This is a genomic window from Gillisella terrae, from assembly GCF_004801395.1.
GTDB classification, from domain to species: Bacteria; Pseudomonadota; Alphaproteobacteria; order Rhizobiales; family Rhizobiaceae; genus Allorhizobium; species Allorhizobium terrae.
Window position 1 is genome coordinate 40,707 of sequence record NZ_SSOA01000008.1, and the last position, 17,169, is coordinate 57,875.

General features: G+C 57.9%; 11 protein-coding genes. All 11 read right to left on the reverse strand.

Translation table 11 applies throughout. The annotated features are described in order from the left end of the window. Nucleotides 1-18 precede the first annotated feature (18 nt). The 11 genes from E6C51_RS14525 to mmsA all read right to left on the reverse strand — a co-directional run bounded on the left by E6C51_RS14525 (nt 19) and on the right by mmsA (nt 17,137). The gene (locus E6C51_RS14525) at nt 19-5,496 is read right to left on the reverse strand and encodes an alpha-2-macroglobulin family protein (protein WP_456236719.1); all 5,478 of its coding nucleotides are present in this window, start codon (nt 5,494-5,496) and stop codon (nt 19-21) included. A gap of 164 nt (nt 5,497-5,660) precedes the next feature. Further along, complete coding sequence (locus tag E6C51_RS14530) at nt 5,661-6,932, reverse strand: CynX/NimT family MFS transporter (protein ID WP_190236488.1); 1,272 nt, start codon at nt 6,930-6,932, stop codon at nt 5,661-5,663. Beyond that, entirely contained in the window at nt 6,932-7,339 is a 408-nt protein-coding gene (locus tag E6C51_RS14535; RefSeq protein ID WP_190236580.1) for a YbaN family protein, read from the reverse strand. The genes E6C51_RS14530 and E6C51_RS14535 overlap by 1 nt, the downstream gene beginning before the upstream one ends. Nucleotides 7,340-7,402: 63 nt before the next feature. Further along, the gene (locus E6C51_RS14540) at nt 7,403-8,050 is read right to left on the reverse strand and encodes a 2-dehydro-3-deoxy-6-phosphogalactonate aldolase (protein ID WP_190236489.1); all 648 of its coding nucleotides are present in this window, start codon (nt 8,048-8,050) and stop codon (nt 7,403-7,405) included. Nucleotides 8,051-8,055: 5 nt separating this feature from the next. Next, entirely contained in the window at nt 8,056-8,988 is a 933-nt protein-coding gene (locus E6C51_RS14545; protein WP_230987335.1) for a 2-dehydro-3-deoxygalactonokinase, read from the reverse strand. Between the two features lie 11 nt (nt 8,989-8,999). Then, nucleotides 9,000-10,517: an aldehyde dehydrogenase (NADP(+)) gene (locus E6C51_RS14550; RefSeq protein WP_190236490.1), complete on the reverse strand. Its 1,518-nt coding sequence runs from the start codon at nt 10,515-10,517 to the stop codon at nt 9,000-9,002. A gap of 97 nt (nt 10,518-10,614) precedes the next feature. Next, the gene (locus tag E6C51_RS14555) at nt 10,615-11,550 is read right to left on the reverse strand and encodes a Gfo/Idh/MocA family protein (protein ID WP_190236491.1); all 936 of its coding nucleotides are present in this window, start codon (nt 11,548-11,550) and stop codon (nt 10,615-10,617) included. Nucleotides 11,551-11,622: 72 nt separating this feature from the next. Then, a complete protein-coding gene (gene araD / locus E6C51_RS14560) occupies nt 11,623-13,368 on the reverse strand; it encodes an L-arabinonate dehydratase (protein WP_146937122.1) in 1,746 nt (581 codons plus the stop codon). Between the two features lie 56 nt (nt 13,369-13,424). Then, entirely contained in the window at nt 13,425-14,390 is a 966-nt protein-coding gene (gene araD1, locus E6C51_RS14565; RefSeq protein WP_190236492.1) for an AraD1 family protein, read from the reverse strand. A gap of 12 nt (nt 14,391-14,402) precedes the next feature. Next, nucleotides 14,403-15,602 (reverse strand): multiple monosaccharide ABC transporter permease, encoded by a 1,200-nt coding sequence (mmsB, locus tag E6C51_RS14570; RefSeq protein WP_190236493.1) that lies wholly within the window; start codon nt 15,600-15,602, stop codon nt 14,403-14,405. Next, nucleotides 15,602-17,137 (reverse strand): multiple monosaccharide ABC transporter ATP-binding protein, encoded by a 1,536-nt coding sequence (gene mmsA / locus E6C51_RS14575; protein WP_190236494.1) that lies wholly within the window; start codon nt 17,135-17,137, stop codon nt 15,602-15,604. Before mmsA ends, mmsB begins: the two co-directional genes overlap by 1 nt. Nucleotides 17,138-17,169 lie beyond the last annotated feature (32 nt).

Here is a 17,169-nt window from a genome sequence, read left to right on the forward strand (position 1 = left end):
TGATCCGACCACGCCGCCTCACGGGTTGGCTTTCACCTCCATGCGGCCAACGGCGGTGCGGGCATAGCGCTGCGGACGATACATATCTTCCACCGTGGCGGCTGGATGATCGTAAATGCCGGGGGTGACAGCCCGCACCACATAGGCAAGCACCATCTCGCCATTGTCCTGCCGGGTGCTATCGAGAGCCGCGACAAAACGATCGTTGCGGAATTCCAGATGGGCGGCTTGCGTGTCGCCGATCCAGTCGAAATTGGCGAGGCTGGCGCTGCCAACCAGCGCCGGATTGTCAATTTCAAGGCCTGCGGGCAAAAGATCGGTGATCAGCAATTGGGTTGGCAGGGGCTTGTCCTGCGTCACCTTCAGCACCACCACATAGCGCGTGTTCTGCGTGGCTTCGCTGATATTCACCGGCTCACCGTTGAGATCATAATAGCTGCGCTCAATGGTAAAGCCAGCGCTGGCTGCTGGCAGCGGATAACGCGGTGCTGCAACCGTTGTGACCGTGGTTGTGAGCGGTTCCTGACTGGTGTTTTGCAACACAACAGGCTGTTTCACCAAGGAATCGCCTTCAATCCGCGCCCGGTACGCGCCGGTATTGACCGCACCATTGACGGTCACGCTCATGCCGTCATCGCCCTTATCAACGGCGCGGGCGGCCAGCAGCAACCATGCCTCTTCCTGGGTGCTGGTGCTATCTTTAGCGTTCCAATCCTGAATGACCGATTTGCTCAACGCCGGAATGATGGACGGAACGGGACGCGATTCGGCAGCCAGCGCCAGAATGGCAGCACCATCGCGCAGTTGCGAACCATAATCGGAGCGCTCAAGGCTGACCGGCTTGATTGATCCTTGCTCGGACATGCTGGCGGCTTGCGCAAAAATGGTAGCTGCGCGGGCCGGATCGCCATAAAGCGACAGCGCTGCCGCCAGATGGGCTTTGGCCAGCGGCGTTGGGAAACGGTCCAGCATGGTATCGGCATAATAACGCAAATCACTGATGGCGGCCTTGCGATTTCTGGCCAGAACATAGAGCGCATAGGCAATGTCATTGCCCTTTGTCGCCACGTCCGTCTCGTAAGACAGCTTGTTGGAGAGATTATCCAGCGCCTGCACCAGCGCATTGTCTGGCACATCAAAGCCTTTTTCACGGGCGCGGGTCAGGAAATCACTGACATAGGCATCCAGCCACAGATCTTCCGAGCCGGGTGCCCAAAGGCCAAAGCTGCCCGCTGCGGCCTGATAGGACAGAACCCTATAGATGGCATCCTGCACCCGCCGCTTGATTTCGGCATCATCGGGCAGACCGGCCACTGAGGCCATCTCGTTGAAATAGAGCAGGGGCAGGGCGCGGCTGGTGGTTTGCTCGGCGCAGCCGTAAGGATAGCGATCCAGACTGGTGAGCAGTGCTGCGATATCCAAACTGGCACCACGCGACACAGACAGGCTGACAGAGGCACCCTCCATGATGCTATCGGCCAACAGATCAGCATCCACTTTCAGGCTTTGGCCAGCCGCCAGCGGTAGCTCACGGCGGGTGGTAACCGGCAGCGAGGCCGGGCGCACGGGCAGATCAAGCGACTGAGAGAGCGACAGGCCACTCGCATTGCTGAGCGCTACCGTAAGGACACCATCCCCGGTTTGAGTGGCGGTAATGGGCACGATCAGGCTTGTTTTGCCGCCAGCCGTCAAGGCAATGGTTTTTTGCGCATCCTTTGCGTCGACGCCAACTGCGGCATTGCCCGTGACAGAGAGGTTGTAATTGCCGTCTGGCGCATCGGTTGCCGCCAGATCAAGGCGCAAGCTGGAGGCATCGCCGGGGGCCAAAAAGCGCGGCAGCGAGGCGGTGACCACGACCGGATCGCGAATGATGACATCGCTTGTGGCATGGCCAACGCCGGTGCGCGACCACGCCACCGCCATCACCCGCACCGTGCCGTTAAACTGCGGAATGTCGAATTTGACCTCTGCCTTGCCATTGCGGTCAAGCTTGACCGGGCCGGAGAAGAAGGCCACCAGTTTTTCCTTGGGCGGGCTTGCCTGCAAGGCCATCATGCCGCCGTCGCCACCGCTGCGCAAAGCGCCGGTTTCACCCAGCGATCCATCAATGAGACGGCCATAGAGGTCGCGCATCTCAAGGCCCAATCGCCGCTGGCCAAAATACCAGCTTTCCGGGTCGGGAGCCTGATAGCGGGTGAGATTGAGAATGCCGACATCCACTGCGGCCACCATGACATAGGCGTCACTGCCGCCACCCGTCACCGACACCGGAATGGTCAGGGCTTGCCGCGGTTGCATCTGTTGCGGCGGATTGAGCTTCACCGCCAGCTTGCGCGGGCCGGGATCGATGTTGAGCCATGCCACACCAATGGAGCGGCTTGGCATGCGGCTTTCCTGCGCATCGCCGGGTCGCCACAGTGTTGCCGTGACATAGCTGCCCGCACCAAAACTCTCGGTGACCGGAATGGAAATCTCGCTATCACCCTCTGGCACGCTGGCTGTCTGGGTGGAAATCAGCGATTCCGAGCCAATGGTCAGCAAGACCTCGCCCGCAAAATGCGCAGAGATTTTCAGCTTGGCCGTGTCGCCCACCTTGTAGACGGGCTTATCGAGGGCAATCTCCAGCGCGTCTGGTGTCTCGGACGAGCTTGCCTCAACAAACCAGCCAGCGTTGAATTCTATGCTGCTTGCGGCAGCGCCCGCGCCTTGGCCATCAACCTCAAGCCGATAACGGCCCCAGTTCACCGAAACAGCTAAGTCTACGCCATCAGCGGCAATATCAACCACGCCATTGGCCACCTGTTTCGTGGTGGTGATCGGCTCATAGCGCCATGAATTGCCATCGCGATACCATTGGTAATTGCGCTCCAGCTGCACCAGCTTCCAACGGGCACCCGTGCTGGTTTCAGGCTTGCCGTTGGCGTCCAGCGCAATCACATGGAAATGGCCGGTGGCCCCTTCGCCCAGATCGCCAGAAAATTCGGGCTTGATGCCAATTGCGGGCTGCTCTGTCTGCACCGGCAGGGTCAATTGCCGCTCAACGGCGCGGCCGCTGCCTTCCTTCAGGCGCACTGAGAGTGTGGCCTCCAACAGGCGGGTGGTGGAGGGCAGATCATTCAGTTGCACATTGATCGTGCCATGGCCCTTGGCATCCAGTGGCTCAAGCCCGTCGAGCGTCAGGGTGGTGTTGTCACCTGCCTCTTCATCGGCAAGACCAAAAACGTATCCGGGCCATGACTTACTGCTGCGGGTGGGCTTGATCACCACATCGCCTTCCAGTGTCAGGCCTTCAGCTGGAGCACCATAAAGATAGCGGCCATCGACATCCACGGAAAGCGGTGTGCCGGGCGTAATCGCACTTTCCTTTGAGGTCAGATCAAACTCGATCCGGTCCGGCAGAAAATCGTCCACCAGGAAGGTTTTCTCGGCAATCGCCGCCTTTTTGGGATCGACATGGATGCCCAATGTCCATGTGCCGCGCATGACATTGCTATCGAGCGCCAGATCGACATTGTGGCCACCAAGGCCTGCACCGGTGCTGACCACGCGACGATATTCCACGCCGTCAGGCCGGGTGAAAATAAAGGTCAGCGGCAGGCCATCAATGGCTTCCGCGCCAATATCACGAGCCAGTGCGCCCACATGCACGGTCTCGCCGGGGCGATAGATGCCGCGCTCCGTCCAGGCATAAATATCAATGGCACCGGGGGCAGGCCTGCCGGTAACGCCGCGATCTGATAGATCAAAGCCTGCGCGGGTCATGTCCAGAAACACGTAGTCTTTGATGGGTTCTCCGGCTTTGCCGGGCTGTTCGGCGGTCAACACCGCAGGGGCAAGGGCGGCTCCGGCCCGCATCAGGCCGGGGGAGAAAATGGCGCGGCCATCGGCGTCGGTTGTGGCAGTGCCGAGGATTTCATTGTTCTTGGCCAGCAGTTTCAACTCAATACCGGCCAGCGGCTTGGCAGAGGCTAGGGAGCGGGCAAAGACATTCAGCCCGTCGGTTCCGGCAAAAGTGGACAGGCCGATGTCGGACACCAGAAACCATTGGGTGGCACGGTCGTCCCATTCATCGGACTTTCCGCTATTGGCAACTGCGGTCAGCACATAAATACCGGGCTTGCGCTCAGGCAAAACCTCGTCCACCGGAAAGCTGGTTGTCACTTCACGGTTCAGGCTGGTGGCAATGTCAATGCTGCCCTGCCAGATCAATTCACCATTGTCCTGCTCGATGCGGCTGGCGCTGTAGCCACTGAGCTGCGACAAAAACTGCGAATTGGTCATCAGCGGCGCAATGGCGCGATCACCGATGCGATAGAGCTTGAGATTGGCGCGATCCGTGTTCACCGACACCAGCGGAATGCCATGGCGGGCCGACGATGGCAGGACAAAATGGTCGCCGGTAAAGCGCACACTTGGGCTGCGGTCCCGCACATAGACCTGAATATCGGTCTTGGCAGTCAGTGGCTCATCCACGGAGGATGGCAGGCCTTCCCGCAATGAAATGGTATATCGCTTGCCATAGTCCAGCCCTTCCACGCAAAGCTGGCTGCCTTTGACCTCCATGGATTTTGGCGGCTGGCCATCCACAGTCACATAGGGTGTGTAATCGGTGCCCCGGGCAATCAGCGGATCGGAAAACTGGATGCAGGCGCGCGGAGATGCGCCATCGGCATCGACACTGTTGCCAGTGATGCGAAACCCCTTGGTGGATTTTAAAAGAAGATAGGCAGCACGCACAGAGGGGTTGGCATTCAGCTCCAGGCTGGCCTTATAGGCGCTTAAGCTTGCGCGATAGTTTTCATTGCCTTCCAGCCCCTTGGCCATCACCGCCAGCGCGGTGGCGCGCACTTTGGCATTGCGGGTCAGATCATAGCCGATGATGGCGGCATAGAGGCCCTGATTGGCGAGGTCGCGATTGTTTTTGATAGCATTTCCGGCGCGGGCAGCATCAATCCAAAGGGTGGCATCATCAGGGGCAATCAGCAGGGCTGAGAGAAAATCGCTCAAGGCGTCTTGCGCCTTACCGGCACTGAGTTTGCCATAGGCCTGCCCCATCAGGGTGTTGAGGCCAAGCTCCGAGGCGGTGGCTGTCTGTGGCAGATTTTCGCGAAAATCCTTGGCCTGCTGGCGCAAATCATCGGAAATAAAATCAAGCTTGGGCGCGCGGCCAAGATCTGGCTGCGCATCTTTGAGCACCACTTTGCCAGCAACGGCACCGGCAAAGCTGTTCAGCGTGTTGAAATCGGATTTGAGAAAGCACCAGCGGGCTTTGACATTATAGGTAAAGGCGCGGCAGGATTTGTCATCAACACAAGCGGTTTGGCATTGGGCCTGGGTGACATTTTGCAAGGTGCGAAGGTCAAACCCAGCATAGTCGCTATCGACTGTTGTTTCGACGATCCGGCTTTGATCTGCGGCCATAACAGGTTGGGTTTGCAGAGCGGAGATTACCACAAATCCCGCAATGGCCAATTTCAGATATGTGAACACGCCCAGGCTCCCCGTACCTGCACCACAGCAACGTTCGCCCCCAAAAGGCGCACAAAGCTTCGCTGTAGCACTCTATTTGCTGCATATTTTCGCCGTAAATCGATTCCCGTTTAAGGACTTATGCAGGACCAGTCATCGGCAAAATACTCTTCTTTTTTAACCGATTGGTGTCAATTGTCTTTTTCGGTTGTTGTCACATTCACATGCAGATTTCGGCCTGCCCGCCAGCCATGCCACGCAGCACCCAGACCAAGCGCCAGAAACAGCAGAGCAGAGGCGTTAAAACTGCCGGTGAAAGCGCGGATCAGCCCCACCAGAAGCGGGCCAATGGCAGCCAGACAATAGCCGACAAATTGCGCCATGCCAGATAGATGAGCGGCAATCTGCGGGCTGCCGGAGCGCAGCACAATGGTGGTCATGGCCAGTGCAATCAGACTGCCCTGGCCGACCCCTTGCAGGATGGCCCAGAGCCAGACGGTTTCGAGCGGCGCAAACAACAATCCGAACAGGGCAATCACCGCGACAAAAACAAAGGTGGCGTTGACCAATCGCTGATCTTTGCCGCGCACCGCCAATTGCGGCGCGATAATACAGGCGGCTGCCTGCACCATGACGGAGACCGACACAATACCCCCAGCGGTGACGCCATCCAGCCCGCGCTCGCGCAAAATCGGCACCAGCCAGCCAAACACGCAATAGGCCAAGGCCGATTGCAGGCCGGTGAACAGCGTGACATTCCATGCCAGCCGATCCTGCCACAGGCCTTTTACGCTGACGCGTATTTTCGCGCGTCTGGCATGGGTGGAAAAATTTTGCGGCAGCCACAGCAAAAACACCAAAAGGGCAGGCAGCGCCCAGATGGCAAGCCCAATGGAGTAGGAGCCGCTGGCATCCTTGATGGGCAAGGTGAGCCCGGCAGCCGCTGCGGCCCCACCACACAGGGCCATGGTGTAAAAGCCGGTCATCAGGGCTGTGCGGTTGGCAAAATCACGCTTGACCAATCCGGGCAGCAGCACATTGCCCACCGCAATGCAGCCACCGGCAAGGGCGGTTCCCAAAAACAGGGGTGTTGCCGCATGCAAGCCGCGCAAAGCGGTGCCGATGGTGAGCAGCAACATCATGACGCCCAGCGTTTTTTCTGCGCCAAACCGATCGGCAAGGCGTGGAGCGAGTGGTGAGAAGACGCCGAGGCAGACCACGGGCAAGGTTGTCAGCAGACTTGCGCCAAAGGCGGAAAGGCCGATCTGGTCGCGTATTTCGGGCAAAAGCGTGGAGGCGCTGGAAAACAGCGGGCGCAGATTAAAGGCAATCAACACAAGACTGATGCCGAGGATGATCCGCGAAAAGCGCGAGCGCGTCGCAGACACAGCGGGCACCTCATCGGGTTCGGCGTCGATCAAAAGCTCATCACCAAGGTCGAGCGTATCATGGGGCTGAGGCATTAATCGCGGCTTTCCGATGGAGTGTCTTGCGGTGTTGGTTGTGGTGCGGGCCGTGTTAGCACAAAAGTGGCGGAGGCGGCCAGAATGGTGGCGGTCAGAATGCGCACCCACAGCGGGGCGGAGGAGAAAAACCACATGACGCCAAGGCTGAGCGCCATCATTGAAACGGCGAGGATCTTGGCGCGTCTGGAAATCGCACCCTGTTTGCGCCAATCCATCAACGGTTGGCCAAAGCGGGGATGATCGAGCAACCAGCGCTCAAAGCGCGGCGAGGAGCGGGCAAACAGACCTGCGGCAAGAATCATGAACGGCGTGGTGGGCAAGAGCGGCAGAAAAATGCCAATCACGCCAAGCGCCACAAAAAACCAGCCAAGAGCAAACAACACCAGCCGCATTGTGCCTCCCAAAACGATACTGCCACCGGCTTTGAGGGGCCGGTGGCAGTGCATAGCACAGGTTTTGGTTTCAGGTTAGCCCTTGTGGGCTGCAACCGCTGCGTCATAGGCGGCCACTAGCTTGGCAGCTCTCGCCTTGACCACATCGGCCTTGTCGCCGGGCTTATAGAGGCTGGTGCCAATACCAAAGGCGCGGGCTCCGGCCTTGAGGTAATCGCCAAAATTGCTTTCACCCACGCCGCCCACGGCACCCAGCGGAATATGCGGTGGCAAAATCGCCTTGATGGCGTTGATGCCGCTTGGACCCAGCACGCTGGCGGGGAAGAATTTGATGGCGGAAGCACCCGCCTTGATGGCAGAAAGCGCCTCAGTAGGCGTAAACGCACCGGGCATGGAGACCATGCCAAGCCGTGCAGCCTGACCAATCACCGATGGGTCGGTGTTGGGTGTGACCACCAGATTGCCGCCGACATTGTGCAACTCTTCAACCGAGCCGGGCTCCAGAACGGTGCCTGCCCCAATCAGAATTTCGCTTGGTGCCAGCTTGCGGGCCTTTTCAATCGAAACAAAAGGTTCTGGCGAATTCAGCGGCACTTCAATGGCCTCAAAACCTTCTTCCAGCAGGGCTTCCACCACGCTTTCAATGTCAGCCGGGCCGATGCCGCGCAAAATCGCGACCAGTTCGCGCTTGAGGGTGGGCCATGGAACAATGGGAGAGGTCATGGGTATTATCCTACAAAAAGATGTTGGGCGGCCGCAAACAGGCCGTTGCGAACCAGCGCACTGCCATCAAGGCTTTGCGCCTTGGCACCAGCCAGCGTGAGAGCGCGAATATAAAGCGCTGACAATGATTTGGAAGCCACGATATGCACGGTTTTGCCGGAGGCGTAAAATTGTCGCATCCCGGCAATTTCTGCGCCGATCAACAGACCAGACAGACGGCTGGCGGCTTCATTCGGCTCCGGAGTGGATAGCAAACCGCCAGCACGGATCGAAAACAGGCTGGTGGTCAGCGAAAAGCCATCGCTCAATGCTTCAGCAACGGCGGCATCAAATGCCGCTTCATGGGTAGAGTGGTCGCCATCCTGTGGAATGGAAAGACGCAGGATCGATTGTTTGGACAGCAGATCAAACATCTCGCCCGTCATGGCGGTGCGAAAGCGTTTGACCACGCCATCGTCCAGATCCACCCATTTGCAATGGGTGCCGGGCATGCAGATGATGCCAGACGCTATGCCGCCAGCAACAACGCCTGCCAGCTGGGTTTCTTCGCCGCGCATCACATCAAACGGACCGGTGTCTTTCTGGCAAACACCGGGAAGAATGAAGACCTTGCGCGATGCTTTGGGCGAAACGGTATGCAGGTGCAGACCGGAAAGCGCAGTGGGCGTTTCCACATAGGGTGCTTCCAGCCATCCGGCCCGTGCGCCAGCCATGCCCGCGATCACCACGGGCAGATCGTCAGGCGCATTCAGCGCCTGAAGATTGTCTTCCAAAACGGTGGCAAACCGATTGTCTGCCGCGCAGGCTGACATGCCGTCTGCGGATTGGCGCTCGCCAAGGATTACCCCTTCAGCGTCCACCAGCCACAGACGAAAATTGCTGGTGCCCCAATCCACCAGAGCGGCAAAGGGGGCGTTTTGTGTGTTCATGTCAGCCATGCGAATAACCGTTACTGTTGCAGATCTTCTGGCAGCAGAGCGACCGGAATGTTCTGATAGCTCACCGGACGCAGGAAGCGACGGATCGCCATGGTGCCAACCGAAGTTGCGCCAAAGTTGGTGGTGGCCGGATAAGGACCGCCATGCACCATGGCATCGCAGACTTCCACGCCGGTCGGGAAGCCATTGGCCAGCACGCGGCCAGACTTGCGCTCCAGAATGGGCAGAAGCTTTTTCGCCGTTGGCGCGTCGTCATCATCCATATGCAGGGTGGTGGTCAATTGGCCGACAAAGCTTTCAGCAAGCTTCACCATTTCAGCTTCATCTTTGACGGTGACGAGAATGCCAAGCGGACCAAACACTTCCTCGCCCAACACATGGTTGGCCAACCAGTTTTCGCCGGTGGTTGCAAACAGGTAAGGCGTGGCGTTGCGCAAATCGCAAGTGGTGGTCAGAACGGCCTGAACGCCTTCGGTCGCGGCAATTTTGTCGGCACCCGCACGGTAGGCATTGGCAATACCATCGGTCAGCATGGTCTGGGCGTTGACGGCTGCCAGGGCCGTCTTGGCGGTTTCCAGGAAGGCGTCGGCCTCTGCACCCTCTGTGATGATGGCAATGCCGGGATTGGTGCAGAACTGGCCAGCGCCCATGGTGAGCGATCCAGCCCAGCCCTTGGCCAAGGCTTCGCCGCGTGCCGAGATAGCATTCGGTAGCAGGAACATCGGGTTGACCGAGCCCAGCTCGCCAAAGAACGGAATAGGCTCTGGACGACGCACGCACAGATCAAACAGCGCACGACCTCCTGCCAGCGAGCCGGTGAAGCCGACAGCGCGTGTCAGCGGATGCAGGCAGATGGCCTCGCCCGTTTCGCGGTTGCCACCCTGCACCAGCGAGAACACGCCGGGATGAACGCCGGTGCGCTTGATGGCGGCATCAATGGCTTGAGCAACGATTTCGGCAGTGCCGGGATGCGCTTCATGACCCTTGACCACAACCGGGCAACCAGCCGCCAAAGCGGAAGCGGTATCACCGCCAGCAGTGGAGAAAGCCAATGGGAAGTTGGATGCGCCAAACACGCCGACTGGGCCAATTGGCCGCTGCATCAGGCGAATGTCGGGGCGGGGCAGGGGCTGGCGGTCTGGCAGGGCAGCGTCAAAGCGGCGATCCAGATAGTCACCCTTGCGAATATGCTCGGCAAACAGTTTCAGCTGGCCGGTGGTGCGGCCGCGCTCGCCCTGCAGGCGGGCTTCGGGCAGGCCGGTTTCCTGAGAGCCAATGGCGGTGATGGCTTCGCCACGGGCGTCTATTTCTTCGGCAATGGCTTCGAGAAATTTTGCGCGCTCTTCACGCGATGAATAGCCGTAAGTGATAAATGCTTCTTCCGCAGCCTTGAAAGCGCGATCAACAAGCGCTGCCGAACCCGTGGCGTAAGAGCGGCTCTCTCCGCTTGATGGATGGGAGACGAAAGTGCCTGCGCCATCCACCCATTCGCCTGCGATCAGGTGCTTTCCGGTCAGATTCAATGTCATCCTGAATTCCTCTTTCTAAAAAATAAGATAGGGACACAAGCGCAAGGTCTGCTTGGGAGGTGCACTTGTGTCCTTTCAGAAGCTTTGAGTGCCTCTGTTATTCTATAAACGCTTCAACCTCGTGACGCTCTCCGGTGAGGAAAGCATCGGCAACAAGGCGAAGAGGCTGATAATCGGCATCGCTCTTGCGGGCGCGCACCAGTTCGGCAAAGCGGGTGTAGATGCGGGCATATTCGCGGTCCGGGCCTTCAACCGTCAGCTTGCCATCAATATAGAGTTCCGCACCGCCTTTTGCGAGGCGAAGCGTGCCTTTATCTGTCTCGACCACAATATCCCAGGTCTGTGGACCTTCCTGACGCCAGTCAAATTCGGCGCTGATGGGTGCTCCGGCGGCACTGCGCATCTTGAGACTGGCTGCAATTGGCTGCTGCCGATTGGAGGGAAAAGCCAGCGAGGCTTTTTCAACAATCGTCTGGCCGGGAATGATGGCGGTGAGAATGGAGAGCGCATTGATGCCCGGATCAAATACGCCAAAACCACCGGCTTCCCAGATCCATGCCTGACCGGGGTGCCAGCGGCGTACATCTTCTTTCCAGGTGATGGTGACGCTGGTGATTTTCTTGGTCGACAGCCATTCGCGGGCTGGCTCCACGCCATTGGCAAAGCGCGAATGCCAGGTGGCAAACAGCACAACACCGGCCATCTCTGCCATCTCAGCCAGCGCCTGCGCTTCGCCCATGGTGGCGGCTGGTGGCTTTTCCATCAACACGTCAAGGCCGGCAGCAATGGCCTTCTTGGCCATGTCAAAGCGCACTTCTGGCGGGGTGCAGAGCGAAATGGCGCGAATGTCTTTTCGGTTTTCCAAAAAGGCATCATAGCTTTCAAAATTCTCAGCGCCCTCAATTTTGCCGTTGCGGCTGATGGCAGCTTTGATGTCGAAATCGCGGCCTTCTTCGCAGGAAGGGATGTGCTGGTCACGGGCAATTTTGCCAACGCCAGCCAGGGCCAGCGCGATCTTTTGGGAGGAGGTCATGAGTTTGCCCCGATCTGATAATGCGTCAAAGAGAAATGCGCCGATCCGGCGCATTTCAGTGGCGACAAAGGATTAATGCGAGTCCTTGCCAACGGCTGAACCACGGCAGCCCTTGAGGAAGTCGAAGTCGGCCCCGGTATCGGCACCTTCCACATGGTCATGGAACAGCTTGGCATAGCCGCTTGGTGGTGCTTCCACATTCGGACGCCAATCGGCCAGGCGGCGCTGCATTTCCTCATCGGAAATATCCAGATGAATCTTGCGGGCATCCACATCCAGCTCGATGAAATCGCCATCCTTGACAATCGCCAGCGGGCCACCACGGGCGGCTTCCGGCGAGGTGTGCAACAGCACGGTGCCGTAAGCGGTGCCGGACATGCGCGCATCTGAGATACGCACCATATCGGTAATGCCCTTGCGCAGCACCTTGGGCGGCAGGCCCATGTTGCCCACTTCGGCCATGCCCGGATAGCCGCGCGGACCACAGTTTTTCAAAACCATCACGCAGGTTTCGTCAATGTCGAGCGCCTCGTCATTGATCTTGGCCTTGTAATCGTCAATGTCTTCAAACACCACAGCACGGCCGCGATGCTTCATCAGATGCTCGGACGCTGCCGATGGCTTCAGCACGCAGCCCTTGGGTGCCAGATTGCCGCGCAGAACAACGATACCGCCATGCTGGGTCAGGGCCTTTTCAACGGGCAGGATGACATCCTCGTTCCAGTTTTTGACATCCTTGACTTCGTCCCAGATGGTTTCGCCGGAAACGGTCAGGGCATCCTTGTTGAGCTTGCCTGCTTCGCCAAGACGCTTGATGACAACTGGCAGACCACCGGCATAGAAGAATTCTTCCATGAGGTATTTGCCCGATGGCATCAGATTGACGATGGTCGGGATGTCGCGGCCAAGGCGATCCCAATCGTCCAGCGTCAGATCAATGCCAACGCGGCCAGCCATGGCCAGCAGGTGCACAACCGCATTGGTCGAGCCACCGATGGCACCATTGACGCGGATGGCGTTTTCAAAAGCTGCCTTGGTCATGATGTCAGAGGGCTTCAAATCGTCCTTGACCATCTGCACAATGCGACGGCCAGACAGCTGCGCCATGACGCGGCGGCGGCTATCAACGGCTGGAATGGCGGCATTGCCAGACAGCGCCATGCCAAGGGCTTCGACCATGGATGCCATGGTGGATGCGGTGCCCATGGTGTTGCAGGTGCCGGAGGAGCGCGACATCGAGGCTTCGGCCTCGACAAACTCTTCCTGGGTCATTTCGCCCGCCTTGACGGCTTCCGAGAATTTCCACAGATGCGTGCCAGAGCCAACCCGCTCGCCACGGAAGTAACCGTTCAGCATCGGGCCGCCGGTGACGACGATGGAGGGGATGTCGGTAGAGGCTGCTGCCATTACCAGTGATGGCGTGGTCTTGTCACAACCTACCAGCAGCACCGCGCCATCAATCGGCTGGCCGCGCATGGCTTCTTCCACCGCCAGAGCCGCCAGATTGCGATACATCATCGCGGTTGGGCGGAAGGTGTTTTCAGAGGCCGAGAACACTGGCACTTCGACCGGAAAGCCACCGGCTTCCCACACGCCAGCTTTGACCTTTTCGGCCAGTTCGCGCAGGTGGCCGTTGCAAGGGGTCAGGTCCGACCAGGTGTTGAGGATGCCGATAATCGGGCGACCGTCGAACAGGTCGTGCGGATGGCCCTGATTTTTCATCCAGCCGCGGTGGTAGATGGTGTCGCGCGAGGTGCCGCCGTACCACGACTGCGAGCGCAGGGTGCGGGGCCATTCCTTAGGTTTGAAGCCACTCATGGTGTTTCTTCCCGTGTTTGGTGTTAACGCGGCGGCTTGATACCGCCTCTTGTTGTTCAGATTTTCTTCACTGCAAACGGCGTTTCCTCGGCAACCACCAGCGGGTTCTGCAAAGGCAGACCAAATTCTGGTGCGCTCACTTCAAACACATCACCAGCCTCAGTCTTGAAGCCATCGGCAAACGAGAGAGTGGCGGTGCCGAACATATGCACATGCAAATCGCCGGGCTGGCAGAACAGACCATATTTGAAGTGATGATATTCGAGATTGGCAATGGTGTGGGACATGTTGTCTTCACCCGACAGGAAAGGCTTTTCCCAAACCGTCTTGCCGTCGCGAAGGATTTTCGATGTGCCGTTGATGTTGGCAGGCAGATCCCCCACCAGCAATTCCGGGCCAAAAGAAGCCGGGCGCAGCTTGGAATGGGCGAGGTAGAGATAGTTGATCTTCTCGGTCACGTGGTCAGAAAATTCGTTGGCCAGCGTGAAGCCAATGCGCACCGGCGTGCCATCGGTATCGATAACATAAAAGCCCGCAATTTCCGGTTCCTCACCGCCATCAAGCGCGAAGGAAGGCGATTCCAGACCATCCAGCGGAGCCACGGCATTGACGCCCGTGCCCTTGTAGAACCATTCGGGCTGCACGCCCCAGGCTCCGTCCTTGGGCTTGCCGCCTTCCAGACCCATGCGGAACATTTTCATGCTGTCGCTCATGCCAGCCGTGTCAGCATGCATGCTGTCGCGGGCCGAGGCTGAACCGGTGTGGGTGAGGCCGGTTCCCGTGAGGAACATGTGGGCCGCATCGGGATGGCGCACCGGGCAATCCAGCTTGCCGCCAGCGGCAAGCGCTGCCAGATCAACTTTATCGCCTTCGCCCTGTTTGGCGATGAGGTCAGCAAGGCTCACCTTGGCAGCCAGCGCTGCCTTGGCGAGATCAAAGGTGGAGGAAAAGCCCGGAACGATACGCGCGACTTCACCCTGCCGGCAGATCACACCACCGGCTTTCAATTGCGAAAGATACATGACCCAGTTTCCTTAGGCTGCTTTGTTCTTGTTGTAGACGTCGAAGAAGACGGCGGCGAGAAGCACGAGACCCTTGACCATCTGCTGGAAATCAATCCCCAGACCAACGATGGACATGCCGTTGTTCATCACGCCCATGATAAAGGCACCAATCACGGCACCGGTAATTTTGCCAACGCCACCAGAGGCCGAAGCACCGCCGATAAAGCAGGCGGCAATCACGTCCAGCTCGAAACCACTACCGGCTTTCGGTGTGGCAGAGTTGAGGCGGGCTGCGATAATCATGCCGGCGAGGCCCGCCAGAACACCCATGTTGACAAAAGTCAGGAAGCTCAGACGCTCGGTGTTGATACCCGACAGCTTGGTAGCCTTTTCATTGCCACCCATGGCGTAAATGCGACGGCCAATTGTAGTGCGGCGTGTGACGAACGAGTAGAGAACGATCAGCGCCAGCATCACGACCAGCACGTTTGGCAGGCCGCGATAGGTGGACAGAAGATAACCAAGAGCCAGAACGGCACCGGATACCAGCAGGTTCTGCACGAGGAAGAAACCGAACGGCTCAACATCAATACCATGTTCGACGTTAACCTGACGACGACGCCAAGCGAGCACAAACAATGCGACAGCGCCGACCACAGTCAGAATGATCGATGTGGAGTGGAGGTCTCCCATATCCACCAGATCGGGCAAAAAGCCGGTGCTGATCAGCTGGAATTCCTTCGGGAAAGGACCGATGTTACGGCCACCGAGTACGAAAAGCGTCAGACCACGAAACACCAGCATCCCAGCCAATGTGACAATAAACGAAGGGATGCGGTGGTAGGCCACCCAATAACCCTGAGCCGCACCGATAATACCGCCGATCACCAAACAGATGAGTACGGTCGGGATAAACCCAAGCCCCCATTGTACGGTGAGAATGGCAGCCACAGCACCAATGAAACCAACAATAGAACCAACCGACAGATCGATGTGCCCTGCCACGATGACCAGCAACATGCCTAGCGCCATGATGACGATGAACGAGTTCTGCAAAACGAGGTTGGTCAGGTTGACGGGCTTGAACAAGATACCGCCGGTATAGAACTGGAAGAATACCATGATGGCCACGAGGGCAATCAGCATGCCGTATTCGCGGATATTGGCGCGAATGTAGGACGCGATCGACACCACGTTCTGCTCTTGCGAGGATGGATTGGCGGAACTCATTATTTATTCTCCCCTGAACGCATGATAGCGCGCATGATGCTTTCCTGGCTTGCCTCTTCTTTTGAAAGCTCTGCGACGATGCGTCCTTCGTTCATAACGTAGATGCGGTCACAGGTTCCAAGCAGTTCAGGCATTTCCGACGAGATCATCAGAACGCCCTTACCATCGGCCGCAAGCTGGTTGATAATGCTGTAGATTTCATATTTCGCGCCAACATCGATGCCGCGCGTCGGCTCATCCAGAATGAGCACTTCCGGGTTGGAAAACAGCCATTTGGACAAAACAACCTTTTGCTGGTTGCCGCCCGAAAGGTTGACCGTTTCCTGATAGATGCCGTGCGAGCGAATCCGCAGTTTTGAGCGATAATCGGTCGCAACCTTGATTTCCTTGATGTCATTGATGACACCGCCGCTGGAAACGCCAGGCAGGTTGGCAAGCGTCGTGTTGTGCAAGATCGTATCGGCCAGTACGAGACCCAGATGCTTGCGGTCTTCTGTCACATAGGCAAGGCCCGCATCAATGGCCTTGCGCACGGTCGATACGTCCACCGGCTTGCCATCCATATAGGCTTCACCGCTGATGCGGTGACCATAGGACTTGCCAAACAGGCTCATGGCAAATTCGGTGCGGCCTGCGCCCATAAGGCCAGCGATACCAACCACTTCACCACGCTTCACATGCACATTGATGTCGTGCAAGACTTGGCGTTCGCGGTGCTGGTGATGGAAGGCATTCCAGTTCTTGACCTCAAGAACGGTTTCGCCAATCGGCACGGAGCGCGGCGGATAACGATCTTCGAGATCGCGGCCCACCATATTGCGAATGATCACGTCTTCGCTGACTTCTTCCGCGTGACAGTCCAGTGTCTTCACGGTCATGCCGTCGCGCAACACGGTGATCTGGTCGGCCACTTTGCGCACTTCGTTCAGCTTGTGGGTGATGATGATCGAGGTAATGCCCTGTTTGCGGAACTCCATCAACAAATTGAGCAACGCATCCGAGTCGGTTTCATTCAGTGAAGCGGTCGGCTCGTCCAGAATGAGCAGTTTAACGCTCTTGGACAGCGCCTTGGCAATTTCTGCCAATTGCTGCTTGCCAACGCCGATATCCGTGACCAGCGTGCTCGGAGACTCCTTCAAGCCAACCATGGCGAGGAGTTTCTTGGTGCGACTGAACGTTTCTTCCCAGCTGATCACGCCTTTGGTGGCAATTTCATTGCCCAGGAAGATGTTTTCGGCAATCGACAACTGCGGCACAAGCGCCAGTTCCTGGTGAATGATGATGATGCCGATTTCTTCGCTGTCTTTGATAACTTTGAAGTTACGCACTTCGCCGTCATAGACAATATCGCCATCATAGCTGCCAGCGGGGTACACGCCGGAGAGAACTTTCATCAGGGTGGATTTGCCAGCCCCGTTCTCGCCCACCAATGCGTGGATCTCACCTTTGCGAACCTTCAGGTTCACATTCGCAAGCGCTTTCACGCCTGGGAACGTCTTGGTGATGTTCCGCATTTCGAGGATGGTATTTTCCATAATACTGTTCCAGAGCCACAGCCGCACGACCA